23 protein-coding genes and 1 tRNA gene are annotated in these 23,130 nt (G+C 65.6%); 8 read left to right on the forward strand and 16 right to left on the reverse strand.

Going from position 1 to position 23,130, the window contains the following annotated elements; translation table 11 throughout:
* Nucleotides 1-55 precede the first annotated feature (55 nt).
* Genes zwf through pgi form a run of 3 tightly spaced genes read left to right on the forward strand, consistent with a single transcriptional unit; the run spans nt 56 to nt 3,779 of the window.
* Complete coding sequence (zwf, locus tag EYB42_RS06530) at nt 56-1,507, forward strand: glucose-6-phosphate dehydrogenase (RefSeq protein WP_135449065.1); 1,452 nt, start codon at nt 56-58, stop codon at nt 1,505-1,507.
* Nucleotides 1,507-2,178: a 6-phosphogluconolactonase gene (pgl, locus tag EYB42_RS06535; RefSeq protein WP_135449066.1), complete on the forward strand. Its 672-nt coding sequence runs from the start codon at nt 1,507-1,509 to the stop codon at nt 2,176-2,178. Before zwf ends, pgl begins: the two co-directional genes overlap by 1 nt.
* Before the next feature lie 2 nt (nt 2,179-2,180).
* On the forward strand, nt 2,181-3,779 hold the full coding sequence (pgi, locus tag EYB42_RS06540; protein ID WP_135449067.1) for a glucose-6-phosphate isomerase: 1,599 nt from the start codon (nt 2,181-2,183) through the stop codon (nt 3,777-3,779).
* Nucleotides 3,780-3,989: 210 nt separating this feature from the next.
* On the opposite strand, the gene EYB42_RS06545 is transcribed toward pgi, so the two are convergent.
* The 10 genes from EYB42_RS06545 to EYB42_RS06590 all read right to left on the reverse strand — a co-directional run bounded on the left by EYB42_RS06545 (nt 3,990) and on the right by EYB42_RS06590 (nt 11,912).
* On the reverse strand, nt 3,990-4,916 hold the full coding sequence (locus EYB42_RS06545; protein WP_205909961.1) for a hypothetical protein: 927 nt from the start codon (nt 4,914-4,916) through the stop codon (nt 3,990-3,992).
* Nucleotides 4,917-5,006: 90 nt separating this feature from the next.
* Nucleotides 5,007-5,408, reverse strand: a complete 402-nt coding sequence (locus EYB42_RS06550) for a hypothetical protein (protein WP_135449069.1) — start codon at nt 5,406-5,408, stop codon at nt 5,007-5,009.
* A gap of 125 nt (nt 5,409-5,533) precedes the next feature.
* Nucleotides 5,534-5,887: a RidA family protein gene (locus EYB42_RS06555; RefSeq protein ID WP_135449070.1), complete on the reverse strand. Its 354-nt coding sequence runs from the start codon at nt 5,885-5,887 to the stop codon at nt 5,534-5,536.
* A gap of 57 nt (nt 5,888-5,944) precedes the next feature.
* Nucleotides 5,945-6,256 carry a hypothetical protein gene (locus EYB42_RS06560; RefSeq protein ID WP_135449071.1) on the reverse strand — a complete coding sequence of 104 codons (312 nt, stop codon included), beginning with the start codon at nt 6,254-6,256 and terminating at the stop codon, nt 5,945-5,947.
* A gap of 139 nt (nt 6,257-6,395) precedes the next feature.
* Nucleotides 6,396-6,469: transfer RNA gene (locus tag EYB42_RS06565), tRNA-Gly, on the reverse strand.
* Nucleotides 6,470-6,828: 359 nt separating this feature from the next.
* Nucleotides 6,829-7,500, reverse strand: coding sequence for an anti-sigma factor (locus tag EYB42_RS06570; protein ID WP_167850947.1), 672 nt, complete (start codon nt 7,498-7,500; stop codon nt 6,829-6,831).
* Nucleotides 7,497-8,033 (reverse strand): sigma-70 family RNA polymerase sigma factor, encoded by a 537-nt coding sequence (locus EYB42_RS06575; protein ID WP_135449073.1) that lies wholly within the window; start codon nt 8,031-8,033, stop codon nt 7,497-7,499. Before EYB42_RS06575 ends, EYB42_RS06570 begins: the two co-directional genes overlap by 4 nt.
* Nucleotides 8,034-8,141: 108 nt before the next feature.
* A complete protein-coding gene (locus tag EYB42_RS06580) occupies nt 8,142-10,181 on the reverse strand; it encodes an ASKHA domain-containing protein (protein ID WP_135449074.1) in 2,040 nt (679 codons plus the stop codon).
* On the reverse strand, nt 10,174-10,569 hold the full coding sequence (locus EYB42_RS06585) for a cupin domain-containing protein (protein WP_136644606.1): 396 nt from the start codon (nt 10,567-10,569) through the stop codon (nt 10,174-10,176). The genes EYB42_RS06580 and EYB42_RS06585 overlap by 8 nt, the downstream gene beginning before the upstream one ends.
* A 188-nt stretch (nt 10,570-10,757) precedes the next feature.
* Nucleotides 10,758-11,912 (reverse strand): CaiB/BaiF CoA transferase family protein, encoded by a 1,155-nt coding sequence (locus tag EYB42_RS06590; protein ID WP_135449076.1) that lies wholly within the window; start codon nt 11,910-11,912, stop codon nt 10,758-10,760.
* Between the two features lie 94 nt (nt 11,913-12,006).
* On the opposite strand from EYB42_RS06590, the gene EYB42_RS06595 reads away from it, so the two are divergent.
* On the forward strand, nt 12,007-13,809 hold the full coding sequence (locus tag EYB42_RS06595; protein ID WP_135449077.1) for an ABC-F family ATP-binding cassette domain-containing protein: 1,803 nt from the start codon (nt 12,007-12,009) through the stop codon (nt 13,807-13,809).
* Nucleotides 13,810-13,990: 181 nt separating this feature from the next.
* Nucleotides 13,991-14,590 carry an outer membrane protein gene (locus tag EYB42_RS06600; RefSeq protein WP_135449078.1) on the forward strand — a complete coding sequence of 200 codons (600 nt, stop codon included), beginning with the start codon at nt 13,991-13,993 and terminating at the stop codon, nt 14,588-14,590.
* 128 nt (nt 14,591-14,718) lie between these two features.
* Here EYB42_RS06600 and EYB42_RS06605 read toward each other — a convergent pair whose 3' ends face one another.
* Both EYB42_RS06605 and EYB42_RS06610 read right to left on the reverse strand, forming a co-directional pair.
* On the reverse strand, nt 14,719-15,618 hold the full coding sequence (locus EYB42_RS06605) for a TPM domain-containing protein (protein ID WP_135449079.1): 900 nt from the start codon (nt 15,616-15,618) through the stop codon (nt 14,719-14,721).
* A complete protein-coding gene (locus EYB42_RS06610) occupies nt 15,594-17,000 on the reverse strand; it encodes a pyridoxal phosphate-dependent decarboxylase family protein (RefSeq protein WP_135449080.1) in 1,407 nt (468 codons plus the stop codon). The genes EYB42_RS06605 and EYB42_RS06610 overlap by 25 nt, the downstream gene beginning before the upstream one ends.
* 155 nt (nt 17,001-17,155) lie before the next feature.
* Here EYB42_RS06610 and EYB42_RS06615 point away from each other — a divergent pair, with 155 nt between their 5' ends.
* On the forward strand, nt 17,156-17,773 hold the full coding sequence (locus EYB42_RS06615; protein WP_135449081.1) for a DUF6778 family protein: 618 nt from the start codon (nt 17,156-17,158) through the stop codon (nt 17,771-17,773).
* Nucleotides 17,774-17,970: 197 nt separating this feature from the next.
* Here EYB42_RS06615 and EYB42_RS06620 read toward each other — a convergent pair whose 3' ends face one another.
* From EYB42_RS06620 to EYB42_RS06630, 3 genes are all read right to left on the reverse strand, one after another.
* On the reverse strand, nt 17,971-18,609 hold the full coding sequence (locus tag EYB42_RS06620) for a TetR family transcriptional regulator C-terminal domain-containing protein (protein ID WP_135449082.1): 639 nt from the start codon (nt 18,607-18,609) through the stop codon (nt 17,971-17,973).
* A gap of 345 nt (nt 18,610-18,954) precedes the next feature.
* Nucleotides 18,955-19,407 carry a heme-degrading domain-containing protein gene (locus EYB42_RS06625; protein WP_135449083.1) on the reverse strand — a complete coding sequence of 151 codons (453 nt, stop codon included), beginning with the start codon at nt 19,405-19,407 and terminating at the stop codon, nt 18,955-18,957.
* Between the two features lie 9 nt (nt 19,408-19,416).
* Nucleotides 19,417-20,064 carry a TetR/AcrR family transcriptional regulator gene (locus EYB42_RS06630; protein ID WP_135449084.1) on the reverse strand — a complete coding sequence of 216 codons (648 nt, stop codon included), beginning with the start codon at nt 20,062-20,064 and terminating at the stop codon, nt 19,417-19,419.
* Between the two features lie 121 nt (nt 20,065-20,185).
* On the opposite strand from EYB42_RS06630, the gene EYB42_RS06635 reads away from it, so the two are divergent.
* The gene (locus tag EYB42_RS06635) at nt 20,186-21,436 is read left to right on the forward strand and encodes a Zn-dependent hydrolase (RefSeq protein WP_135449085.1); all 1,251 of its coding nucleotides are present in this window, start codon (nt 20,186-20,188) and stop codon (nt 21,434-21,436) included.
* Between the two features lie 62 nt (nt 21,437-21,498).
* Entirely contained in the window at nt 21,499-22,953 is a 1,455-nt protein-coding gene (gene hydA / locus EYB42_RS06640; protein WP_135449086.1) for a dihydropyrimidinase, read from the forward strand.
* 6 nt (nt 22,954-22,959) lie between these two features.
* Here the strand turns inward: hydA and EYB42_RS17310 are convergent, their stop codons facing one another.
* Complete coding sequence (locus tag EYB42_RS17310; RefSeq protein WP_167850948.1) at nt 22,960-23,100, reverse strand: hypothetical protein; 141 nt, start codon at nt 23,098-23,100, stop codon at nt 22,960-22,962.
* Nucleotides 23,101-23,130: the final 30 nt, after the last annotated feature.

A 23,130-nucleotide genomic window follows, 5' to 3' on the forward strand; every position in this document is an offset into this window, starting at 1 on the left:
CGGACAGGCTGTAGAAGGCGCCCGTTAGCGCTAACAGCCGTTCGAGGAGAAGCCCATGGTCTCGCGCGTCATTCCGGTGGATGTATTCGACTTGGTGATCTTCGGCGGCACCGGCGATCTGGCACGCCGCAAGATCCTTCCGGGCCTTTACCGTCGGTTCCTTGCTGCACAGATGCCGGCCGAAAGCCGCATCATCGGCGCGGCGCGGGCAGAGCTGACGGATCAGGAATATCGTGATCAGGTGCGCGCGGCCATTGCCGAATTCGTGCCGGCCGACCGGCAGGATCCTGCTGCCATCGAGGGATTCCTTGCGCGGCTGCACTATGTTGCCATCGACGCGACGGGCGCAAACGGATGGGCGCAGCTCAAGGCGCTGATGCGCGAGAACGTGGTGCGCGCTTTCTATTTCTCGGTCGCGCCCAGCCTGTTCGGCGACATCGCGCAGCGCCTGTCCGACCACGGCATTGCCGATGCCTGGAGCCGGGTCGTTGTCGAAAAGCCCTTCGGTCGCGATCTGGCTTCGGCAAGGGCGCTGAACGCCTGCCTGGCCAGGCACTTCAACGAGACGCAGATCTACCGGATCGACCATTATCTGGGCAAGGAAACCGTCCAGAACCTGATGGCGGTCCGCTTTGCCAACATCCTGTTCGAACCGCTGTGGAAGGCGGAATACATCGACCATGTGCAGATCACGGTCGCGGAAACGGTGGGCGTGGAAGGCCGCGGTGCCTATTACGACAAGTCGGGCGCGATGCGGGACATGGTGCAGAACCATCTGATGCAGCTGCTGTGCCTCATCGCGATGGAACCGCCCTATCACTTCGACCCCGACGCCGTGCGCGACGAGAAGCTGAAGGTGATCCGCGCACTGAAGCCAGTCCCGCCCGAGGACATCGTGCGCGGGCAATACGGGCCGGGAAATGGCGAGGCAGGCTATCTGGCCCATGCCGAGAACCCCAACAGCCGCACCGAAAGCTACATCGCGCTGAAGGTTCAGATCTCGAACTGGCGCTGGCAGGGCGTGCCCTTCTACCTGCGCACCGGCAAGCGTCTGCGGGCGCGTGCCAGCGAGATTGCGATCACCTTCAAGCCGCCGCCGCACGCGATCTTCGACGATGCAAGCGGCTGGCACGAGAACGTGCTTGTCATCCGGCTGCAACCGAACGAGGGCATGAACCTGATGGTGATGATCAAGGAGCCCGGCCCCGGCGGCATGCGCCTGATGCAGGTGCCGCTGGACATGTCCTTTGCCGAGGCTCTGGGCGCCGAGGCCGCAGATGTGCCAGATGCCTACGAACGGCTGATCATGGACGTGATCCGCGGCAACCAGACGCTGTTCATGCGCGGCGACGAGGTCGAGGCCGCCTGGGCCTGGACCGACCCGATCATCGAGGGCTGGGAAGCACGCGGCGACCGGCCGCAGATCTATGATCCCGGATCCTCGGGCCCGGAGGATGCATTGATGCTGATGCACCGCGACGGCCGCCGCTGGCGGGAGATCAGGTAATGCAACTGGAAACCTACCCCGATCGCGATCTGATGATGCTGCGGTTGGCCGATCTGATCGCTGGCCAGCTGGGCGACTTCCTGCGTCGCGAGGGGCGGGCCACATTCTGTGTTCCTGGGGGAACGACACCTGGTCCGATCTTCGACACGTTGTCGGGCGTGGATCTGGATTGGGCCAATGTTGCGGTGCTGCTGAACGACGAACGCTGGGTGCCGGAATCTTCCGATCGGTCGAACACCCGCCTTGTGCGGCAGCGGCTGATCCGCGGCCGGGCAGCACGGGCACGGCTGGTGCCGATGTATGCACCGGCCGAGACACCCGAGGATGTGCTGGATGCGCTGGCCGACGGCATCCGGCCGCATCTGCCGATCTCGGTCCTCCTGCTGGGCATGGGGGCGGACATGCACACCGCAAGCCTGTTTCCCGGCGCCGACCGGCTGGAGGAGGCGCTGGCCCCCGACGCGCCGATCCTGATGGCGTTGCGCGCCGAGGCGGCGGGCGAGCCGCGCGTCACCCTGACCGCGCCGGTGCTGCGCGAGGCGTTCAACATCCACATCCTGATCACCGGGACGGAGAAGCGCGAGGCTCTGGAGCGCGCGATGACCCTGAGCCCGCAGGAGGCGCCCGTCCGGGCCGTCCTCGACAACGCAACCGTGCATTGGGCGGAGTAGTCATGACGAAATGGGCTGACCTGCAGCGGCTTCACGACGTGAACAAGGGCCGCCATATCCTGGAATTGTTTGACGAAAGCCGGGCGGGCGATTTCTCGGTGACGGCCGACGGGATGCTGTTCGACTATTCCAAGACCAACATCGATGCCGCCACCCGCGCCGCCCTCGTCAGACTGGCCGAGGGCTCGGGCGTGGCGGAAAAGCGCGCGGCGATGTTTTCCGGGGAGAAGATCAACGATACCGAAGGCCGCGCGGTGCTGCATGTCGCGCTGCGGGCGGGCGAGGAGGCGGTGATCCGCGTCGATGGCCAGGACGTGCTGCCCGAGGTGCGCCGGATCCGTGCCGCCTGCGCGGCCTTCGCGCGCGACGTGCGCTCGGGCGCCTTCAAGGGACAGGGCGGGCCGATCACCGACGTGGTGAACATCGGGATCGGCGGGTCCGATCTCGGCCCCGCGATGGCGACGCTGGCGCTGGCGCCCTACCATGACGGGCCGCGCTGCCATTTTGTCTCGAACGTGGACGGCGCGCACATTCACGACGTTCTGCAAGGCCTTGATCCAACGACGACTCTGGTGATCGTGGCCTCGAAGACCTTTACCACGATCGAGACGATGACCAATGCCGACACGGCCAAACGCTGGATGGCGGCGAAGGTGGCCGATCCGGCGGCCCAGTTCGCCGCCGTTTCGACCGCGCGCGACAAGACCTCTGCCTACGGCATTGATCCGGCGCGGGTTTTCGGCTTCGAGGACTGGGTGGGCGGCCGCTATTCCATGTGGGGTCCGATCGGCCTGGCCCTGATGATCGCCATCGGGCCGGAGCGGTTCGAGGAGTTCCTCGCCGGCGGCCGGGCGATGGACCAGCACTTCCTGACAGCGCCCTTCGCGGCCAACATGCCGGTGATGCTGGCCTTGGTCGGCATCTGGCACAACCAGATCTGCGGCCATGCCACGCGGGCGGTTCTGCCTTACGATCAAAGACTTGCGCGGCTTCCCGCCTATCTTCAGCAGCTGGAGATGGAGAGCAACGGCAAGCGCGTCGCGATTGACGGGTCGGATCTGGAGACGCACTCCGGCCCCGTGGTCTGGGGCGAGCCAGGCACGAACGGGCAGCATGCCTTCTACCAGCTGATCCATCAGGGAACCCGCGTGGTGCCCTGCGAGTTCCTGGTGGCGCGGCGCGGGCATGAGCCGGACCTGGCGCATCAGCACCTGCTTCTGGTGTCGAACTGCCTGGCGCAGGCCGAGGCGCTGCTGCGCGGCCGCGGCCTTGAAGAGGCGCGCGCGATCATGGCGCGGAAGGGGCTGACCGGGGCGGAACTGGAACGGCAGGCGCGGCACCGGGTGTTTCCGGGCAATCGCCCCTCCACCGTGCTGGCCTATGACCGTCTGACGCCCTTCACCCTGGGCCAGATCATCGCGCTGTACGAACACCGCGTGTTCGTCGAGGGTGTGATCCTTGGGATCAATTCCTTCGACCAGTGGGGGGTGGAGCTGGGCAAGGAACTGGCGCTGGCGCTCCAGCCGGTGCTGGAGGGCAAGGCGGATACTGCGGGCAAGGACGGGTCAACCGCGGCGCTGGTCGCCTTCCTGCGCGGCTGAGGCTCAGAGTTCGGCAAGCACTGCGGAAGCCAGATCGTGCAGGCGGTTGCCTAGAACGGCAATCGGGTCTGGCGGATGTTGCCCGCGCAGCGTCGCCGACAGGTCCGCGGCGCGTTCGGCCATGATCCGGTTTTCACTGGCGGCAAGGATCTGTTCCAGCAGATCGGGACTACCTGGCTGCGCGTGGGCCAGAATACCCTGCGCAGCCGTCTAGCGCGCATTGTAGATCTGTTCCAGATGTTGCGGCACGGCGAATTGCGGCAGCCCCGCCAGCGCGGCAAGGCTGACGGTCCCATGGGGGGCGGCATGGATGATCAGACGTGATCGCGCGGCGATCTCGTCGGCGCTGGCGGGACGGTCCAGCAGAACCATCCCCGAAGCCTGCAATCGCGCCTTCACCTCGGTCGGGGCGCTGGGAACGAAGCCGCGGCGGGGAAGGGGCAGGCGTTCCAGTGCGTCAACAAGCGCCGGATCACAAAGTTCCGCGGTAGAGAAGTAGACGAAGACCTCGTCGCCGGAACCCGGGCTTTCCCTTGCCGCCGGAACAAGGGTAGCGATCCGGTCGGAAGGCGTGCGGCTGTCGCGGAACGGATCAAGAAACGGAAAGCTGCATGCCAGCGACAGGTCTGCATCCTGCAGCGCCGGCAGCGCGGGCAACGTGGGCATGCTGAACGCGGCGCCGGTTCGGTTGATGGCATCCCGGGTCTCTTCCTCGGGGAAGAAGGTGCGGGTAAAGTCGGCCAGATAGGACGGGTAGGCGGGCAGATGGGGCGGGGGCACGGTATAACCGACCCCCAGGTTGACGGTTCGGATCGCCCAGCCTTCCTCGCGCAGGCCTCGCGCGGCATAGAGAGCCAGAGGCGCGAGATCTGCGATGAGCAGGGAAATGTCTTCTTCCACGATCAGCTTTCGCCAGAAGGCCATTCCGCGGCGCAGCTTGCGCGGATCGCCCAGCCCCAGCCCCCCGAGGACATCGCCCCATGTCGCGCTTCCCACAGGGCCTAGCGGCGCACGAAGATGCAGGGGGCGTCTGAGCAGGGGTGCCTTCACCATTCGCGTGCAGAATGGCGCCAGTTCCGAGGCATAGACGTCGCGCCCCAGCGCAGCAATGACTGTGGCCTCTGCGCCAAGGGCCATGGCCGCCGCGCGAAGCGTGGTTACATGACCGCGCCCCCCGCCGGATTCATTGGCTAGCAGAACGCGCAGGCCACGCATCTGCGGGCAAGGTCAGAACCCGGTGCCGCCGTCATCATCATCGTCATCATCGTCATCATCGTCGTCTTCATAATCATCATCGTCGTCGCCGATGGCAGCCGGGGCCCCGCCACCACCGCCCGATCCGCAGCCATCGGGATACACGGCAGGTATTGTCGCATCGGCGCCGTAGCGTGCCTTCGCCCATGAAAGCGCCGCCTCGGGATTGAAGATGATGCTTCGGGTCAGCCCGTCCTCGCCCATGGCGTGGATCGTGCGTACCCCGTCATGTTCGACGACGAGGACAGGCCGATAGACCCCATCACTCAGCGCGTTGCAGCGTGTCAAGGTCAGCGCGGTAGCGCCCTGGCTGTTCGATACGACAAGTATTCCTACCGCGAACGAGCGGGTCAGCAGTTTCGGCGAAATCGACATGGGGAACCTCGAATTCCGATATGGGTCCAGATAGCGCTGGCCCTTTGGATTTCCCTGCTAGACCGGCATGGCAGGCGGCGCATACCCCAGTCAGGGTATCGGGCCGGAATTCCCCATGCAGACCGCTATTTCAGCGCGGCGGTAACGATGACTTCCACCTTGTAGTCAGGCGTGGCCAGCTTTGCCTCGCCGGTGGCGCGGGCGGGAGTGTGGCCCTGCGGAACCCAGGCGTCCCAGACGGCGTTCATCTCGGCAAAGGTGCTGATGTCGGCCAGCCAGATCTGCGCCGACAGGATGCGCGTCTTGTCCGTGCCGGCGGCGGCGAGGATGCGGTCCACCTCGGCAAGGCACTGCCGGGTCTGGTCGGCCACCGATGCGCCGGGCTGGCCGACCTGACCGGCAACCCAGAGGATGCCGTTGTAGGCAACCGCTTCTGACATGCGCGGGCCGGTGCCGTAGCGGGTGATGTCGGTGTTCATTGAAGTCTCCCGTATTGATCCACCCGTGGGTTACCCGGTTCGCGCGGCGAACGGAAGCTACTTCACGCGGCGGCAGTTCAACTGTTGGCCCGTGCGACCCGAAACCCAGGTTAACCCGGTCTCTGTCACTGCGACCAGGCCGATTGTCGAACCGTCACCAAGCCAAAGCGTGAAGTTGCGACCGTCTTGGGCGACCGCGCGTATCGGGTAGCTCTGCGAAGCGTTGTCATAGGTCGTGTCGGTGAAGCGGAAGACGGCCACGCCGCAGTCCCAACTGCCGGCAAAGGGGGAAGGGTCAGCCGAATGGGTCTGGGACACGCAGGCCGCAAGCCAGGGTGTGGCCAGAAGCAGGGTCAGGGCGACGCGCATCAGACTTTCCCTTCCGATAGGGTGCAATGCCAAGGGCAAGGGATCGCCCGTGGGTGGCCGTGGGTGACTGCCCGCAAACATGGAAGCCCGGCCCCGCAAAAGCAAGCCGCCGCCCGGTCGGGGCGGCGGTCCGAAGAACTGGAGCGGGTGAAGGGAATCGAACCCTCGTCGTAAGCTTGGGAAGCTTCTGCTCTACCATTGAGCTACACCCGCGTCGCCTTTCAGGTATGCCAAGCCGGTGCCAAGGTCAAGCGGCCCCTGAAGCCCGCCTGGGCATCACGATCATCGGCTCCTGCCAGCGCGAGGCCGGTTTCCGCAAGTCGGGCTGGCTGGCCGACCAATGACCGTTTCTGCAGTGTCGCGGCCGTGCTGCCTGACCCCCGGTGCGCTGGCCCGCTTGATCGCGCTTTCGTCAGCGGTCCTGGCCTTGAACATCGACCCTGCGCAAACCATGGGGTTGGCGGCCAAGGCCAGCGCGGCGGAAGGACCACGGGCGATAGTGCGCAACCTTATCCGATCACGCCACATGCCATTGCATGTCTCCGGGGCGGTTGACCTTTGCGCGACCGCAGTCAGGTGCTGTCGCCAAGCCTTGCGGTCAGGATGAGCGGACCTGTCGGCAGGCCCGTGGCAGACCCGCCCTCGGGTTCGATCGAAACCGCAAGGATCCAGCCGGGTGGCGGCACGGGATAGTCCACCTCAAGGGGCCTTGCATCAAGCAGGCCCAGCGAAACCGGCGCTGCATCCGGTGCGATGACCCAGAGTTCGTGCACCTGCCCCTCCATCGCCGGAACGCCTGCGGTCCGCGTCACGCGAAGCGTCGGGCCAAAACTCCGCACTTCGTAGGCAAGGCGGTGGTCGGGCGTTGCCAGCGTGGCCACCAGCACCGGGCGCGGCGGGGCGAGCGTGGCGATGCCAAGAAGGAAAAGGGCCAGCGCCACGGCCATCCCGGCCAGCCAGCGCAAGAGACCCTGTCCACGCCCAGCCTTCGCAGCGGCCACCGCAGGCAGCGGAAATAGCCGCGCTTCGATCCGGGGCAGGAGATCGGTGGACGGGCCGTGCCGGAAACCGTCGTTCAGCCCGGCCAGCCGCCGTTCCCAGGCGACGACCAGTGCGGCAAATGCGGGATCGGCCCGCATGCGCGCCTCGGTCGCACTTCTTTCAGACTGGTCGGCCACGCCAAGCACATGTTCTGCGGCCAGCACTTCGTCATGTTCGCGCGGGGAAAGCAGGCTACCGGTCATTGATCCAGACATTCCCGCAGCTTCAGCAGGTCGTGCCGCAGCCTGTTGCGCATGATGTTCAACGGCACACCATGCTGTGCCGCAAGGTCAAGGTAGGACAAGCCATCCAGATAGGCGTGACGCACCGCGGCTGCGCCGTCGGGTTCCAGAGTGGCAAGGCAGTCGCCGATGCGACACACCTCCTCCGGGGCAGGTATCGGGGCCTGCGTCCGGGCGGCCTCATCACCCGTTGCCACAGGCCCCGGGTCATTCAGCGTTTCTGCACGGGCGCGCAGGCGGTCGATGGCAAGGTTCCGGGCAATCGCCACCAGCCATGCCATGCCGGGTCCCTTGGCGGGGTCGTAGCTGCCTGCGCGCTGCCAGATCCGGATGTAGGCTTCCTGCAAGGCGTCTTCGGCCGCGGCGCGATCCTTCAGGATTCGCAGCATGACTCCCATCAGTTTCGCCACGCTGCCCCGATACAGGGCGCGGAATGCCGCGCGGTCCTGTGCGGCGCAACGCTTGATGAGATCGGCGGCTCGATCGTCGGACATGCACAGAACGTGACGGGAAACCCGTGCCGACGCAAGACGTTCGTCGCTGACAGGTCTGCCTCTGGCGCAAGCAGGATCGGGCTGGCTGGCCCCCGGAAAGAAGTCCTGTCAGCCCCGCCGCCGGCGTCGCCCGCCCTCGGACCCGTGACTTGAGGTGTTGAAGCTTACGTCGGGCAGATGAACGATGGCAGAGAGGTTCGGGAAGGGATCGACCGCGTGCGGGATCGCATTGGCATTCACGAAATGCTCCTGGAACCGCGGTTCGATGGCGGTCTCTACCTTGTGGATGTGCCGAACGGTCGTCTCGATCCGGTCACGTGCGGCCACGTTGCAAAGGGCGATGCGCGCCCCTGTCCCGGCGGCGTTGCCTGCACTGGTGACGTTCTGAAGGGGAACGTCAGGGATCATGCCCAGCACCATCGCATGTTTGGGGCTGATGTGGGCGCCGAAGGCACCGGCCAGCGTCACGCGGTCAACCGTATCGACGCCCATCTCGTCCATCAGCAGGCGCGCACCGGCATAAAGCGCGGATTTCGCCAGCTGGATGGCCCGAATGTCACCCTGGGTCACGCTGATGCGTGGTCCGCCCTCGGCGCTGCCGTCATGGATCAGGTAACTGTGCGTGCGCCCGGTGGCTTCGCAACGTGGCGTGCCGGTCTGTTCAGGTCCGCCGATCAGCCCGCCAGCATCCAGCAGGCCGGCCATGCGCATCTCGGCCACCGCCTCGATGATGCCCGAGCCACAGATGCCGGTGATTCCGGTCGCCCTGGTCGCCTCGGCAAAGCCCGGCTCGTCGGACCAGAGATCGCAGCCGATGACCTTGAACCGCGGTTCCTTGGTAACGGGGTCGATTTCCACCCGTTCGATCGCGCCTGGCGCTGCGCGCTGCCCGCTGGAAATCTGCGCGCCCTCGAACGCCGGCCCGGTAGGCGAGGAACAGGCCAGCACGCGGGACCGATTGCCCAGCAGGATTTCCGCATTGGTGCCCACGTCAACAATCAGGACCATGTCCTGCGATTGATCCGGTTCTTCGGACAAAGCCACCGCCGCGGCATCCGCGCCGACATGTCCCGCGATACAGGGCAGGACATAGACCCGGGCGCTGCGGTTGAGGGTCGTGAGATCCAGGTCGCGGGCATCAAGCGACAGGCTGCCGCTCGTGGCCAGCGCAAAGGGCGCCTGTCCCAGTTCCACCGGATCGATCCCCAGGAAAAGATGGTGCATCACAGGGTTGCAGACGATGACCATTTCGTAGATCGCCGCCGGATCGACCCCCGCCTCGCCGGCGATTGCATCGGCAAGCGTGTTGATCGCCTCGCGCACGGCCTTGGTCATCTCGACATCGCCGCCGGGGTTCATCATCGCGTAGCTGACCCTGGACATCAGGTCTTCGCCGAAGCGGATCTGAGGGTTCATCAGACCGGAGGAGGCCAGAACCCGACCGTCCGAAAGGTCGCACAGATGTGCGGCGATCGTGGTGGAACCAAGGTCCACCGCAAGGCCCAGAAGCGGCCCCTCGTGGAAGCCGGGGAAGATGTCGAGGATCCGCGTCGCGGCATCGTGGTTGCCCTTGTGCAGAACGACCGTCGCCTTCCATTCGCCCTTGCGCAGCACGGGTTGCAGCTGCCGCAGAACCGAAAGGTCAGCCTCGATCCGGTCAACCTGCCACTGCTCCTTCAGCGCGCGCGCGAGGCGTTCGAAATCGCCGGTGGGTTCGTGCATGTCGGGTTCGGCCACCTCGACATAGACGGCGCGGGTAGCGGGGTCCATGACCATGGCACGTTCGGTCGCGGACTTGCGGATGACCTGCTTGTGCACCTGACTTTCGGGGGGCACGTCGATGACGACATCGCCCAGTATCTTGGCCTGGCAGCCCAGACGACGCCCTTCCTTCAGGCCACGGATGCGCTTGTAGCGGTCTTCGACCGCGTTCCATTCGGACAGGGCGTCCTCGGCCACGGTGACCCCGTGCTTGGGAAACTCGCCATAGCCTGGCGTGATCTGGCATTTGGAGCAGATGCCGCGCCCGCCGCAGACGCTGTCCAGGTCCACCCCCAGCTGCCGCGCGGCAGTCAGCACCGGCGTTCCCAGGGGGAACCGGCCCCGCTTGCCCGATGGGGTGAAGATCACAAGTGCGTCGTCAGTCATGCTGGCTCTCGTGCAGGAAACTGTAGGCGATGTCGCCGAAACTGTCGGCGGCGAAGGTGTAGAACCATTTCAGCGAAGTCGTTGCCAGTGGCACGCCATGCACCGCGCCCCCTGGGATGTAAAGCGCCACTCCGGGGGCCAGGCGGTGGGGTCTGCCGTCGATCAGCACCTCGCCTTCGCCTTCCAGCCCGAAGTAGACCTCGGCCTGAGGATGCGAATGCAGCGCGAAGGTTTCGCCCGGTGCCATCAGCGCGATGCCGCAGACCAGATCGCGTGTGTCGGTGGCGGGCGCCGAAATCAACGTTCGGAATCGGATCGTGCCCCGCGCCGGGTCGTCCCAGCGTTCATCGGGCAGGGTGCTTGCGTCCACGCGGGCAGGCGTCGTCAAGGCGGTTTCTCCGGTTCGCCAGCAGTTCTAGACCGGACAAGCAGGCCAGCAATGCCGGAATGCGGCGGTTTTCGCCCTCAATCCGGCAGCTGGCCGGGCTTTTCCTGCGACAGGCCCCCGATCCTTGCAGCCCATGGCGGGAATTCCGCGCAAGATATGATGCGCCCCGCACCCTGATGCTGCCCGTGTCAGCCGGCCTTGCCACCATCCAGCCAGCGCAGGATGGCTTCCCTGTCCCCGTCCAGTCGCGGTGCGGGGGGCAGGGCAGACGGATCGTCCAGCGTCGACATCTTGATCGGGTTGCCGGTGGCAATGAACCTGGGCCCGCCCGGATGCGGGGTCACAGGCACCACCATGTTGCGCGCAAGGATCTGCGGGTCGCGCAGCACCTCGGCCATGTCCTGCACCCGCGCGGTCGGCAGGCCGGCACCGTCCAGCACCGAAAGCCAGTGGGCCACCGTCTGGCCCAGGGTCACCGCCTCGATCAGGCGTTTCAGCAGCGCGTGGTTTTCGCAGCGCGCGGCATTGGTGGCAAAGCGGGGATCGTCGGCCAGTTTCAGCCCCAGCACGTCGCACAGGCGGGCGAACATCGCATCGTTTCCTGCGGCGATCACAAAGAAGCCGTCCGATGCGCGGAAGGTCGCAAAAGGCGTTATCGTCGGATGGCGCGAGCCGGTCCGGCCCGGAGGCACCCCGGTTGCCGTGGTGATCGCCACCGAATGTTCCTGGATCGCCAGCTGCGAATCCAGCATCGCCACGTCGATCAGGGCGCCCTGCCCCGTCCTTTCGCGGTCATAAAGTGCAGCAAGGATACCCTGCGCCAGAAACATCCCCGCCACGATGTCGCCGATCGAGGCCCCGACCCGAACCGGCGGGCCGTTCGTTTCCCCCGTGATCGACATCACCCCGCCGCGGGCCTGCACCACCATGTCGTAGGCCGGCTTCATCGCATCCGGCCCCGTGCGGCCAAAGCCCGAGACGGCGGCATAGATCAGCCGGGGATGCAAGGCGCTCAGCGCCTCCCAGCCAAAGCCCAGCCGGTCCATCGTGCCGGGGCGGAAATTTTCCACCAGCACATCGGCCCGGGCCAGAAGGCGTTCGAAGATCGCCCTGTCCGCTTCGGTCTTCAGATCCAGCGCGATCGACTGCTTGCCCGCGTTCAGCGTGGCGAAATAGGCGCTTTCGCCCTGGACAAACGGCGGAAAGGCGCGGGTGTCGTCGCCGGTGCCGGGGCGTTCCACCTTGATGATCCTTGCACCCAGGTCTTGCAGGCTTTGCGTGCAGAACGGTCCGGCCAGCACATGGGTCAGGTCTAGGATGGTGATGCCGTCCAGGGGCGCCATTGGGGGTCTCCTTGTCTGCTTGTGCCAGTTGCACATGACAGGCGCGCGACGTCCAGACGTTGACGCGGGTCAAATCCCTCTCTACCTCGCCCCCATGGCACGCGCACCACTTCTGCAACTGAATTCCGTTTCGCTGACCTTCGGCGGCAATCCCCTGCTGGATCAGGTTTCGCTGACCGTCCAGCCCGGCGACCGGCTGGCGCTGGTCGGGCGGAACGGATCGGGCAAGTCGACACTGATGAAGCTCATGGCAGGGCTAATCGAACCCGACAGCGGCACCCGCACCGTGCCCCCCGGCGTGACCGTGGGCTACATGGAGCAGGATCCCGACCTTTCGCGCTTTGCCACCCTGGGTGATTTTGCGGCCTCGGCCCTGCCTGAGGGGCAGGACTACCGCCTGTCGGTCGTGGCCGAGGGGCTGAAGTTCAACCCCGCCGCCCCGGTTGCAACCGCCAGCGGCGGCGAACGCCGAAGGGCGGCGCTGGCCAAGCTTCTGGCCGAAGCGCCAGAGCTGATGCTGCTGGACGAACCCACGAACCATCTGGACATCCAGGCCATCGAATGGCTGGAGGCCGAGCTGCGCGACACCCGCGCGGCCTTCGTGCTGATCAGCCACGACCGCGCCTTCCTGCGGGCACTGACGCGGGCGACGCTGTGGCTGGACCGGGGCGTGCTGCGCCGGCGCGAGGCGGGGTTCGAGGGGTTCGAGGACTGGCGCGAAACCGTCTGGGCCGAAGAGGATGAGGCGCGCCACAAGCTCGACCGCAAGATCAAGGCCGAGGCGCGGTGGGCGGTGGAGGGCATCTCGGCCAGGCGCAAGCGCAATATGGGCCGGGTGCGGGCGCTGCAACAGTTGCGCGCAGATCGCGCGGCCCAGATCCGGCGTCAGGGCACGGCGGCGCTAGCCTTCGAGTCCGGCCCGACCTCGGGCAGACGGGTAATCGAGGCCGAGAACATCTCGAAGGCCTATGGCGACAAGGTGATTATCCGCAACTTCAGCCTGCGCGTCCTGCGCGGCGACCGGGTGGCCTTCGTCGGGCCGAACGGGGTAGGAAAGACCACGCTTCTCAAGCTGTTGACGGGCGAAATTCAACCTGACAGCGGCACGGTTACTCTGGGGACGAACCTGCAGATCGCCGTCTTCGACCAGACTCGCGCCCGGCTAGACCCCGAAGCGAGCCTGTGGGAGAACCTGACCGGCGATCCGCTGATGCGCGTCTCGGGCGCGGCGGATCAGGTGATGGTTCGGGGCCAGCCCCGGCATGTGGTGGGCTATCTGAAGGACTTCCTTTTCGACGACATCCAGGCCCGTGCCCCGGTGCGCAGCCTGTCAGGTGGCGAAAAGGCGCGGCTGCTTCTGGCCAAGCTGATGGCGCAGCCGTCGAACCTGCTGATCCTTGACGAACCGACAAATGATCTTGACGTCGAGACTCTGGACCTGTTGCAGGACATCCTGGGCGAATACGACGGCACGGTGCTTCTGGTCAGCCACGACCGCGATTTCATCGACCGCGTGGCTACCACGACCGTGGCGCTGGAGGGGCAGGGCAGGGCGACGGTCTATCCCGGCGGCTGGTCCGACTATGCGGCGCAACGTCCGGCTGCGGAAGCCCCGGCCCCGGAACGCGCCGCTGCCCGGGCCGCGCCTGCAACCAGGACAGAGATCCCGCGCACCAGCGGCCTGTCCTTCACGGAACGGAAGCGGCTGGAGGATCTGCCTGCGCTGATCGAGAAGCTGGAGGCAGAGATCGCCAGGCTTTCCACGCTTTTGGCGGACCCCGATCTGTTTACCCGCGACCCGGTGAAATTCCGCAAGGCGACCGACGCGATGACCGAACGGCAGGCGGCGCTTTCGGCAGCGGAAACGGAGTGGCTGGAACTTGCCGATCGGGCCTGAGGCGGGGTTTTCCGGCAGGAATTGGCCGGTTCTGCCCCACGCATCGGCGACCGGCTGCCCGGGCCAGTCACATCGGTTCAAGGGGGCGTGAGGACGCCTTGTGCTTCCCCCGTCCGCAGCCCAGCCTTGAGTGCGAGCGACCCGGTTCATGGACCGGGCTGCCGGAACAAGGAGACAAATCATGAGATCTATCGCAGCACTTCTTGCCACTGCCGCCCTTGCCAGCCCCGCGCTGGCCGGTGGGCCGACCGTGGTTCAGCCGGAACCGGTTGTGACTGCGGCCCCCGCGCCCGTGGTCGCGCCTTCGGCCGACTGGGGCGGGTTCTATGCCGGTGCCCAGTTGGGTTACGCCGACATCGGTTCGAACGGGGCGGGGCTTGACGGCAACGACTGGCTTGGCGGTATCCACGCCGGCTATCGCTGGGATTTCGGCCAGTATGTCGCCGGGGCGGAACTGGACTATGACACCGCGAGCATCGACCTTGGCTCGGTGCCCGGTGACGAGATCGACAGCATCGCCCGGCTGAAGTTCATGGGCGGGACCGAGGTGGGCAACAGCCTGATCTATGCCACCGCAGGTGCTGCCCGCGCGACGGCAACTGTCGGCGGAAACGATCTGTCGGACAATGGCTGGTTCATTGGCGCGGGGTTCGACACTGCCATCAACGACCGCTGGACGGTGGGCGGCGAGCTTCTGCAGCACCGCTTCAGCGACTTTGACGGTCAGGGCGTCGATTTCGATGCCACCACCCTGAAGGCCAAGGTCTCGCTGCGCTTCTGATGCCGGCGTGATCCGGCCCGGCCTTGCTTTCCATCCGGGGGGCGAGGCCGGCCATGCCGTCGCGTGTTTCGAATGGCGCAACCTGAAGTCAGGTGGCGCTGCAGTGTCAGGCCTATCCGACAATCTGTCTACCATCGGCCGCTTGCACCACCGCCGGACGACCGCCCCCCGCCAAATCCACCGCGGCTGCTTCCCGATGCGCTGCTGCCCCCTGTCAGGCTGCGCGACGATGATGCCCTGCGACCGGGGCGGATCGTGTAGGTCTGTCGTTCGTTGAAACCGCAGGACGAACAGGTCAAGTGCACGATTCCTGTCCCGTAGGAAGCTTTCCCGGCAGGTTCGATGACCTCGTTGATGCGTTGAAGCGTGGCGTTGCCGCAATTCGGACAGCGGCGCCGATTTCGCATACGCCAAAGCCCGAAGGCTGCAATGCCCCCGACGCCCCCAACCCCCAGAAGCCACGACAGGTCGCGGTCGGCCGCAGTCTCGCCGAAACCATCGGTCAGCGTGACTGGCTGCCCCTCGAGAAAGGGCGCAATCAGGCGGTCCCGCACGGAAAGGATTCCGCCTTCGATCCCGCCGGCAATGCGTCCTTCGCGAAACTCGGGCAGGACAGCAGTCGACAACACGCGTGCGGCGCGCCCGTCGTAGACGGCATCATAGCCTGTGCCCAGCGCTATCCGGGCCTCGCGCGATCCGGTCACGACCAGAAGCAGAATACCGTCGTTTCGGTCTGCCTCTCCGATGCCCCAGGCGTTGAACAGCGCCTTGGCATAGGCATCAAGCCGCATCCCCGCGCCGCCGTGGTCGGCAATGTCGCCCATCGTTGCCACAACCATCTGAACCCCGGTCTCGTCGCGCAGTTGCCGGAGAAGCCGCACGATGCGCCCTTCTTCGGCGTCATCCAGCACCCCGGCATAGTCCGACACCGTGTCGGACAGTGGTTGCGGCAGCGGCTCGGCCAGGGCGAAAGGACCGAGGGACAGGAAAGACAGGCCGAGAATCAGGCCGATGGCACGCTGGAACATGGGGCAAGCAGATCCTGGACGGTCGTTTGCACCAGCATGACATCTTCGCGCCTGCAGTCAAACGATCCGACCTGGACCCGGATCGCGAATCGCCCGTCGACTCGGGTCTGGGTCAGGTAGATCCGGCCGTCGTCGTTGATCCTCTGCAGAAGCGCCTCGGTTGCCGCATCGTCCTTCAGCGCGAAGGTAAACAGTGAAAGGCGTGGTTCGGTCACGATTTCGACCCCCGGCAGGGCGGCAATCCGGTCGTGCAGTTCGCGTGCCCAGACAACATGGTTGCGGATGCGTGTCCGCAGCCCCTCGAGGCCGTAGGCGCGCAGCACGAACCAGAGTTTCAGCGCCCGGAACCGGCGGCCCAGTGGCACGGTCCATTCGTTGAAGTTGACGATCTCTTCCCGTCCCGCGGTTTCCAGGTAGGTAGGCCGCAGGCCCAGCGTGCGCACCTGTGCGCCCGGATCCTTCAGGAACTGAACCGAACAGTCGAACTGCGCCCCGAGCCACTTGTGCGGGTTCAGAACGATGGAGTCAGCCCCCTCAACCCCCGCCCAGAGGCTGCGGAATTCGGGGCAGATCATCGCGCTTCCTGCCCAGGCGGCATCGACGTGGACCGGCACGCCTTCGGACCTTGCAACGGCAACGCAGTCGGCAATCCGGTCGAATGCGCCGACACTGGTGCCCCCGGCACACAGGATGACGCCCGCAGGCACCATTCCCGCCGTCCGATCGGCCACGATGGCCGCGCGCAAGGCCGCGCCGGTCATCGCGCGGGTTTCGTCCACCGGCACCTTGACCAGGTTCCGTTGCCCGATCCCGGCGATGCGGATCGCCTTGTCCACGCTGGAATGGGTCTCGGCGCTGGCGTAGAAGCGCAGGATCGGCGCCCCTGCCATGCCCTCGTCCAGTCCGTGCCAGTCCAGCGCCCTTTCGCGCATTGTCAGCACGGCCGATAACGTGGCGTTGGTCGCGGAATCATGGATCGTTCCGAAATAGCCCTCGGGCAGGCCTACAGCCTGACGCAGCCACTGGACCATGACCTGTTCCATCTCGGTCGCGGCCGGAGAGGTCTGCCAGATCAGGGCATTGCATGCCATGGCATTGACCAGCTGCTCGGCCAGCATGCTGGCAGGAGCGGCGTTCGCCGGAAAATAGGCGAAGAAGCGCGGGTGCTGCCAGTGGGTCATGCCGCCCGGCACGATCCGCTGGAAGTCGTCCCAGATCGTCTCCATCGGCTCGGCGCCTTCGGGCGGCGACGACGGCAACTGTGCCGCCACGGCCCCCGGCACAAGGGGCGCGCGCACCGGCCGGTCGCGCAGGGTCCCGTGATAGTCCGCGGCCCAGTCCGCCGCCCGCTTCGCCCATGATCGCAGGTCTTCGTGATCCATCTCTGTCTCCCGCTGTTGGGCGCAAATGGGCACGATTGGCGCGAAACGGCAAGCCGCCATCCCTTTTCTGCCAAGGTCTCAACTTGCTCTGGCCACGCTCGACCACTAGGAGTGGGGGGACAAGGCAGGGTCTGATCTGATTTCATGAGGTATCGATGTCCATTGCGCGCCGCGTTGTCCTGTTTGGCCTGTCCGGGTTGCTGCTGACTGCATGTGTGGGCGGCGGCACGTTCAAGACCGACTATGTTCCCGTTCCGGCCAGTGTTTCCGCCGGCTGGCGGCTGGCGGATGTGCGGGTTTCGGTGCCAAAGACCCTGACGGTCAGCGAGGCCAAGACCCTTCTGCCGAACGCCGACATTGTCTGGCGCGAGGATCCGCTTGGCGACCGCCATGCACAGGTGGCCGCGATCATGGACGCCGCCGTTACCCTTGGGGCGCAAGGTTTGCGGGGTTCGCGCCCGGTCGTGATCGAGGTGACAGTTCTGCGGTTCCACGCCCTGACGTTCGAGGCCGAACAGCGGGGAACCAACTGGGGCGTTCACAACATCAAGTTCACGGCCCGGGTTGTCGATGCCCGGACGGGGGAAGAGCTGCTGCCGGCGACCGAGATCCGGGCGGAGCTGCCCGCCCTGGCTGGCAATCAGATGCGCGAGGCCAGAAGAAAGGGCGTAACGCAAAAGTCGATGATCACCAACCACGTCGCCAGAACGGTCGCAGGCTGGCTGTCGATCGGCCCGGACAATCGCACCAGCTTTACCCGTCAGGGCAACTGACCTGTAGGGGCCCTGCGACGGGCGGGGCCGTGCCGCAGCGCCGCCCTGTGCCAGACGAGGGCGCTGCGCACCCCGAAACGCCGGGAAGACGGGCGGGCAAGGCTATCCCGGCTCGGTGGTCCTTGTTGATCCGGGCTGCCTTGGCCGTGCCGACACCCTGCCGCAGCATCACCGCCCATGCCTTCGCTGCAGACGCTTCAATTACCGGGAGTCCGGGGCACGGCCGGGGTCAGCAGCCGCTGGAACAGGGTTTCCAGGAAGATGCCGGCCTCGGCAAAGGGATCGTGGCCGGGGCCAAGCACGGCCCGGATCTGAACATCGAAATCGGCGTAATGCTGCGTAAGCGCCCAGATCGAGAAGATCAGATGCACCGGATCAACGCGGGCAATGCGGCCTTCGTCCATCCAGTGGGCAAGGATACGCGCCTTTTCGGCGACCAGTTCGCGCAGATCGCCCTCGATCACCTCACGCATTCTGGGGGCACCTTGCAGGATTTCCCCGGCAAAAAGGCGGCTTTCCCGCGGGTAGTCGCGGGCCAGGTCTAGCTTGCGGCGGACATAGGACATGACTTCGGCTAACGGATCTCCGGCCGGATCCATCGCCCGCAGCGGATCAAGCCAGGTGTCCAGAAGACCGGTCAGCAGCGCCTTGTGTACCGCCTCTTTCGACGGGAAGTAATAAAGCAGGTTCGGTTTGGACAGGCCCGCCACCTCGGCGATCTGGTCCAGAGTTGCACCCCGGTACCCGTGCTGGGAAAACACCTCCAGCGCGGCATCGAGGATGGCTTCGCGATTCTTCTGCTGGATGCGGGTACGGGGGCGGGTGGTGGCTGACATGCGGTCACGGAACTGATCACTGTGCCTCACTGGATAGCGTGCAGGCGCGTGCCGGGTCAAACCATTCGCCCGCTCCGTCCCTTCCGACCCGGCCTGACCGATGGCCTACTGCACCAGCTGCATCATCCCCCAGGGAATGATGGTTACCATGGCGACAATGACCAGGAGTGAACGCTTGATGCCAGTGAACATGTTGATCTCCCTTGATGTTTCTTGCCGACATAGGCGCGCGCTTCTTGGTTGCAAGGGGGATGCGGTCAGCCGTCGCAGGTTCAGGACAGATCGCCCGGCCATTCGCGACCGGATGTCTGGCGACCGTCACGGCACGATGGTTTCCGGTTCGCCCTATACGGCCATCAGGGCCCGAAGGCCGCGTACGACCAGCCTGTGATCCTCTTCCTGAGTAAGGCCAGAGACGGTGGCCACGGCGACGACGCCTGCCCCCCTGACCCGGATGGGCACCGCCCCGCCGCTGTCTGCGAAATCGGCCGGTGCCAGCCCGTGCCGGTCGAGCGTCTGGCCCCTGGCCCTGTTGCGCTGTGCGACCAGAAGCGTGGGCAGCTGGAAGGCCAGCGCCGTGTTCGACTTGCGCCGCGCCCAAAGATCGTTCAGCGGGGCAGAGCCCGGCAGCGCGGCGTGGAACAGCGTCCGGTCTGCGGTGCGGATGTCGATCACCACGCCCAGATCCTCGGCCAGGGCAAGGTCGATCAGGATTTCGCCCAGCCGAAGCGCCGAGGTTTCGTCGAACCGGGCAAGTTCCAGCCCGGCGTATTCGGCTTCAAGGTCGTCACTGTCCATCGCGCTCTCCTATATCGCGCCGATCCCGCGCAGGACCATGTCCTTCACGCTGGCCTTCGCCTCGGCCCATTGCCTGTCGGTAAGTGGCTTGCCGCCATTCAGCGTCTGGATCTGGTGGCTGAAGTCGGCGTAGTGCTGGGTCGTAGCCCAAAGCATGTACAGCAGATGCCGCGGGTTGACCGGCCGCATCTTGCCTTCGTCGATCCAGCGCTGGATCACCGCGATCCGTCCTTCGGTCCAGTCGCGCAGCGTGGTTTCCAGATAGTCCTGGATCACCGGAGCGCCGTGCATGACCTCTGACGCCCAGACCTTGGACCCGTGCGGATGGCGACGCGAGATATCCATCTTGGCATCGATGTAGGCACCGATTCCCTCGACCGGCCCCGGCGCATCATCGAAGCTTGACGCCGCATCCAGCCAGATTTCGAAGATCTGTTGCACCACGCGGCGATACAGATCCTCCTTGGTGGCGAAATAGTAGTGCAGGTTCGCCTTGGGCAACCCGGCCATGTCGGCGATCAGCTGCATGGTAGCACCACCGAAACCGGCCTCGGCAAAGACCTTCTCGGCTGCATCCAGGATCGCGCGTTCGTTCTCGCGCCGAATATCCGTGCGGCGGCCGGGCCTGATGCGTGAAATCTGGGCGTCGCCGCTCATCGCTCCCCGGATTTTTGTTGACCGTCTGGTCAGGTTGTGATGCGTTTCATCTTGACCATACGGTCAGGAAACGAGTCGCGGCAAGGGGCAGGATGGTCCCGGCGCGAACAGGGAGAGTAAGATGCCAGCAACCGGGGACAACCTGCGGATCAATTCCGTGCGGCTGTGGGACAGCCTGATGGAGATGGCGAAGATCGGCCCGGGCGTGGCGGGCGGCAACAACCGCCAGACCCTGACCGATGCCGATGGCGAGGGGCGGCACCTCTTTGCCTCCTGGTGCAAGGCGGCCGGCCTGACCATGGGCGTCGATACCATGGGCAACATGTTCGCCACCCGTGCGGGCACCGACCCCGAGGCGCTGCCGGTCTACATGGGAAGCCACCTCGACACCCAGCCCACGGGCGGCAAGTACGACGGGGTGCTCGGAGTCCTGGGTGCTCTGGAAGTCGTGCGCACGCTGAACGACATGGGGGTGAAGACCCGCCGCCCGATCGTGGTAACGAACTGGACGAACGAGGAAGGTACGCGCTTTGCCCCGGCGATGCTGGCCTCGGGCGTCTTTGCCGGCATGCATGACGAGGCCTGGGCCAAGGACCGCCGCGATGCGGAAGGCAAGCGGTTCGGCGACGAGCTGGCCCGCATCGGCTGGGAGGGCGACGAGAAGGTCGGTGCGCGCAAGATGCATGCGATGCTGGAACTTCACATCGAGCAGGGCCCGATTCTCGAGGCCGAGGGCAAGGACATCGGCGTCGTGACCCATGGTCAGGGTCTGTGGTGGCTACAGATCACCTTGACGGGAAAAGAGGCGCATACAGGATCGACGCCGATGCACATGCGGGTGAATGCCGGCCTCGGCATGGCGCGGATCACGGAACGGGTCCACCAGATCGCAATGAGCCACCAGCCGAACGCCGTGGGGGCCGTGGGCCAGTGCAACGTCTGGCCGAACTCGCGCAACGTGATTCCCGGCAAGGCGGTGTTCACGGTGGACATCCGCAGCCCCGAGCAGGCCAAGCTCGACGCGATGCGCGCCGAGGTGGAACGCGCGGCCCACGCGGTGGCACGCGAGCTGGGCCTTGGCTGCGAGATCGAGCCGGTGGGCCATTTCGACCCCGTCACCTTCGACCCCGGCTTGGTGAAGGTCGTCAGGCAAGCTGCTGAAAAGCTGGGATATTCCCACATGGACATTGTCAGCGGCGCCGGCCACGACGCATGTTGGATCAACCGCGTCGCGCCCACGGTGATGATCATGTGCCCCTGCGTGGACGGGCTTTCCCACAACGAGGCAGAGGAGATCAGCCCGGAATGGGCCGCGGCGGGGACGGACGTGCTGCTGCATGCCTGCCTTGAGGTGGCGGAGGTCGTCGCCTGACTGCGCAATCAGGGCGCGGGGCTAAGCAAACGATCGTAAAGATGAAAGCAGGGAGAGGTTCGATGGCTTCGACGGTGATCAAGGGCGGGACGGTCGTCACGGCGGACCTGACCTATGTGGCCGACGTGAAGATCGAGGGCGGCGTGATCGTCGAGATCGGGCAGGGCCTGAAGGGTGACAAGGTTCTGGATGCCAGCGGCTGCTACGTCATGCCCGGCGGCATCGACCCGCATACGCATCTGGAGATGCCCTTCATGGGCACCTACTCGGCGGATGACTTCGAAAGCGGCACCCGGGCGGCACTGAGTGGAGGGACCACGATGGTCGTCGATTTCATCCTGCCGGGGCAGGGTCAGGACCTGATGGATGCGGCAAAGGTCTGGTCGAACAAGTCCACCCGCGCGACCTGCGACTATTCCTACCACATGGCCGTCACCTGGTGGGGCGAGAAGGTCTGGCAGGGGATCGAGGACTCGGTCAAGGCCGGGATCACCAGTTTCAAGCATTTCATGGCCTACAAGGGCGCGCTCATGGTCAATGACGATGAGCTGTTCAACAGCTTCCGCCGCGTGGGCGACCTTGGCGGCCTTGCCATGGTCCATGCCGAGAACGGCGATGTGGTGGCGGAACTGACGGCGAAGCTTCTGAAGGAAGGCAACACCGGCCCCGAGGGCCACGCCTATTCCCGCCCGCCGCAGGTGGAGGGCGAGGCCACGAACCGCGCGATCATGATCGCTGACATGGCCGGCGTGCCGCTCTACGTCGTCCACGTCTCCTGCGAGGACGCGCATGAGGCGATCCGTCGGGGGCGGGCGGCGGGCAAGCGGGTCTGGGGCGAGCCCCTGATCCAGCACCTGACGCTGGACGAGTCAGAATACTTCCACCCCGACTGGGACCATGCCGCCCGCCGCGTCATGTCGCCCCCGTTCCGCAACAAGCAGCACCAGGACAGCCTCTGGGCCGGGCTGATGAGCGGCTCGCTCTCGGTCGTGGCCACGGACCATTGCAGCTTTACCACCGAACAGAAGCGGTTCGGCCGGGGCGATTTCTCGAAGATCCCGAACGGGACGGGGGGCCTGGAGGACCGGATGCCGATGCTCTGGACCCACGGGGTGAACACGGGGCGGCTGACACCGAATGAATTTGTCGCCGTAACCTCAACCAATATCGCGAAAATCCTCAACTGCTATCCAAAGAAGGGCGCGGTTCTGGTAGGCGCGGATGCCGACCTGGTCGTGTGGGATCCCGAGAAGGAAAAGACCATCTCGGCCGCCACACAGCAGTCGAAGATCGACTATAACGTGTTCGAGGGCCACAAGGTGAAGGGCTTGCCGCGCTATACCCTGACCCGCGGCCATGTGGCCATCCACGACGGCGAGGTGCGCACGCAGGAAGGCCACGGCAAGTTCGTCGCTCGTGAGGCGCGCCCGGCGGTTAACCGGGCACTGACCCAATGGAAGGATCTGACCGCGCCGCGGCCCGTCGAACGGACGGGTATCCCGGCAACGGGGGTGTGAGGGGTGTCAGGGCTCTCCCGGCTCGCTTTCCTCGTCATCCGCTGCGGGCGGGTGGAAGGCGATGACGGGGGCGTCGAAGTGGATGTCTTCCAGATCCTCGGGCTGCGGCGCAAAAGCGAGGGTCGTCTGCAAGGTGTCATAAAGCATGGCGGTCCTCCTTTCGTGCTTCAGATGGTA

Source organism: Tabrizicola caldifontis, from assembly GCF_004762095.1.
Lineage (GTDB): Bacteria > Pseudomonadota > Alphaproteobacteria > Rhodobacterales > Rhodobacteraceae > Tabrizicola > Tabrizicola caldifontis.

Bases quoted from the DNA above. Each gene is read 5' to 3' on its own strand.
- zwf (WP_135449065.1), top strand. From the start codon at position 56: ATGGTCTCGCGCGTCATTCCGGTGGATGTATTCGACTTGGTGATCTTC.
- pgl (WP_135449066.1), top strand. From the start codon at position 1,507: ATGCAACTGGAAACCTACCCCGATCGCGATCTGATGATGCTGCGGTTG.
- pgi (WP_135449067.1), top strand. From the start codon at position 2,181: ATGACGAAATGGGCTGACCTGCAGCGGCTTCACGACGTGAACAAGGGC.
- EYB42_RS06545 (WP_205909961.1), bottom strand. From the start codon at position 4,916: ATGGCCCTTGGCGCAGAGGCCACAGTCATTGCTGCGCTGGGGCGCGAC.
- EYB42_RS06550 (WP_135449069.1), bottom strand. From the start codon at position 5,408: ATGTCGATTTCGCCGAAACTGCTGACCCGCTCGTTCGCGGTAGGAATA.
- EYB42_RS06555 (WP_135449070.1), bottom strand. From the start codon at position 5,887: ATGAACACCGACATCACCCGCTACGGCACCGGCCCGCGCATGTCAGAA.
- EYB42_RS06560 (WP_135449071.1), bottom strand. From the start codon at position 6,256: ATGCGCGTCGCCCTGACCCTGCTTCTGGCCACACCCTGGCTTGCGGCC.
- EYB42_RS06570 (WP_167850947.1), bottom strand. From the start codon at position 7,500: ATGACCGGTAGCCTGCTTTCCCCGCGCGAACATGACGAAGTGCTGGCC.
- EYB42_RS06575 (WP_135449073.1), bottom strand. From the start codon at position 8,033: ATGTCCGACGATCGAGCCGCCGATCTCATCAAGCGTTGCGCCGCACAG.
- EYB42_RS06580 (WP_135449074.1), bottom strand. From the start codon at position 10,181: ATGACTGACGACGCACTTGTGATCTTCACCCCATCGGGCAAGCGGGGC.
- EYB42_RS06590 (WP_135449076.1), bottom strand. From the start codon at position 11,912: ATGGCGCCCCTGGACGGCATCACCATCCTAGACCTGACCCATGTGCTG.
- EYB42_RS06595 (WP_135449077.1), top strand. From the start codon at position 12,007: ATGGCACGCGCACCACTTCTGCAACTGAATTCCGTTTCGCTGACCTTC.
- EYB42_RS06600 (WP_135449078.1), top strand. From the start codon at position 13,991: ATGAGATCTATCGCAGCACTTCTTGCCACTGCCGCCCTTGCCAGCCCC.
- EYB42_RS06605 (WP_135449079.1), bottom strand. From the start codon at position 15,618: ATGTTCCAGCGTGCCATCGGCCTGATTCTCGGCCTGTCTTTCCTGTCC.
- EYB42_RS06610 (WP_135449080.1), bottom strand. From the start codon at position 17,000: ATGGATCACGAAGACCTGCGATCATGGGCGAAGCGGGCGGCGGACTGG.
- EYB42_RS06615 (WP_135449081.1), top strand. From the start codon at position 17,156: ATGTCCATTGCGCGCCGCGTTGTCCTGTTTGGCCTGTCCGGGTTGCTG.
- EYB42_RS06620 (WP_135449082.1), bottom strand. From the start codon at position 18,609: ATGTCAGCCACCACCCGCCCCCGTACCCGCATCCAGCAGAAGAATCGC.
- EYB42_RS06625 (WP_135449083.1), bottom strand. From the start codon at position 19,407: ATGGACAGTGACGACCTTGAAGCCGAATACGCCGGGCTGGAACTTGCC.
- EYB42_RS06630 (WP_135449084.1), bottom strand. From the start codon at position 20,064: ATGAGCGGCGACGCCCAGATTTCACGCATCAGGCCCGGCCGCCGCACG.
- EYB42_RS06635 (WP_135449085.1), top strand. From the start codon at position 20,186: ATGCCAGCAACCGGGGACAACCTGCGGATCAATTCCGTGCGGCTGTGG.
- hydA (WP_135449086.1), top strand. From the start codon at position 21,499: ATGGCTTCGACGGTGATCAAGGGCGGGACGGTCGTCACGGCGGACCTG.
- EYB42_RS17310 (WP_167850948.1), bottom strand. From the start codon at position 23,100: ATGCTTTATGACACCTTGCAGACGACCCTCGCTTTTGCGCCGCAGCCC.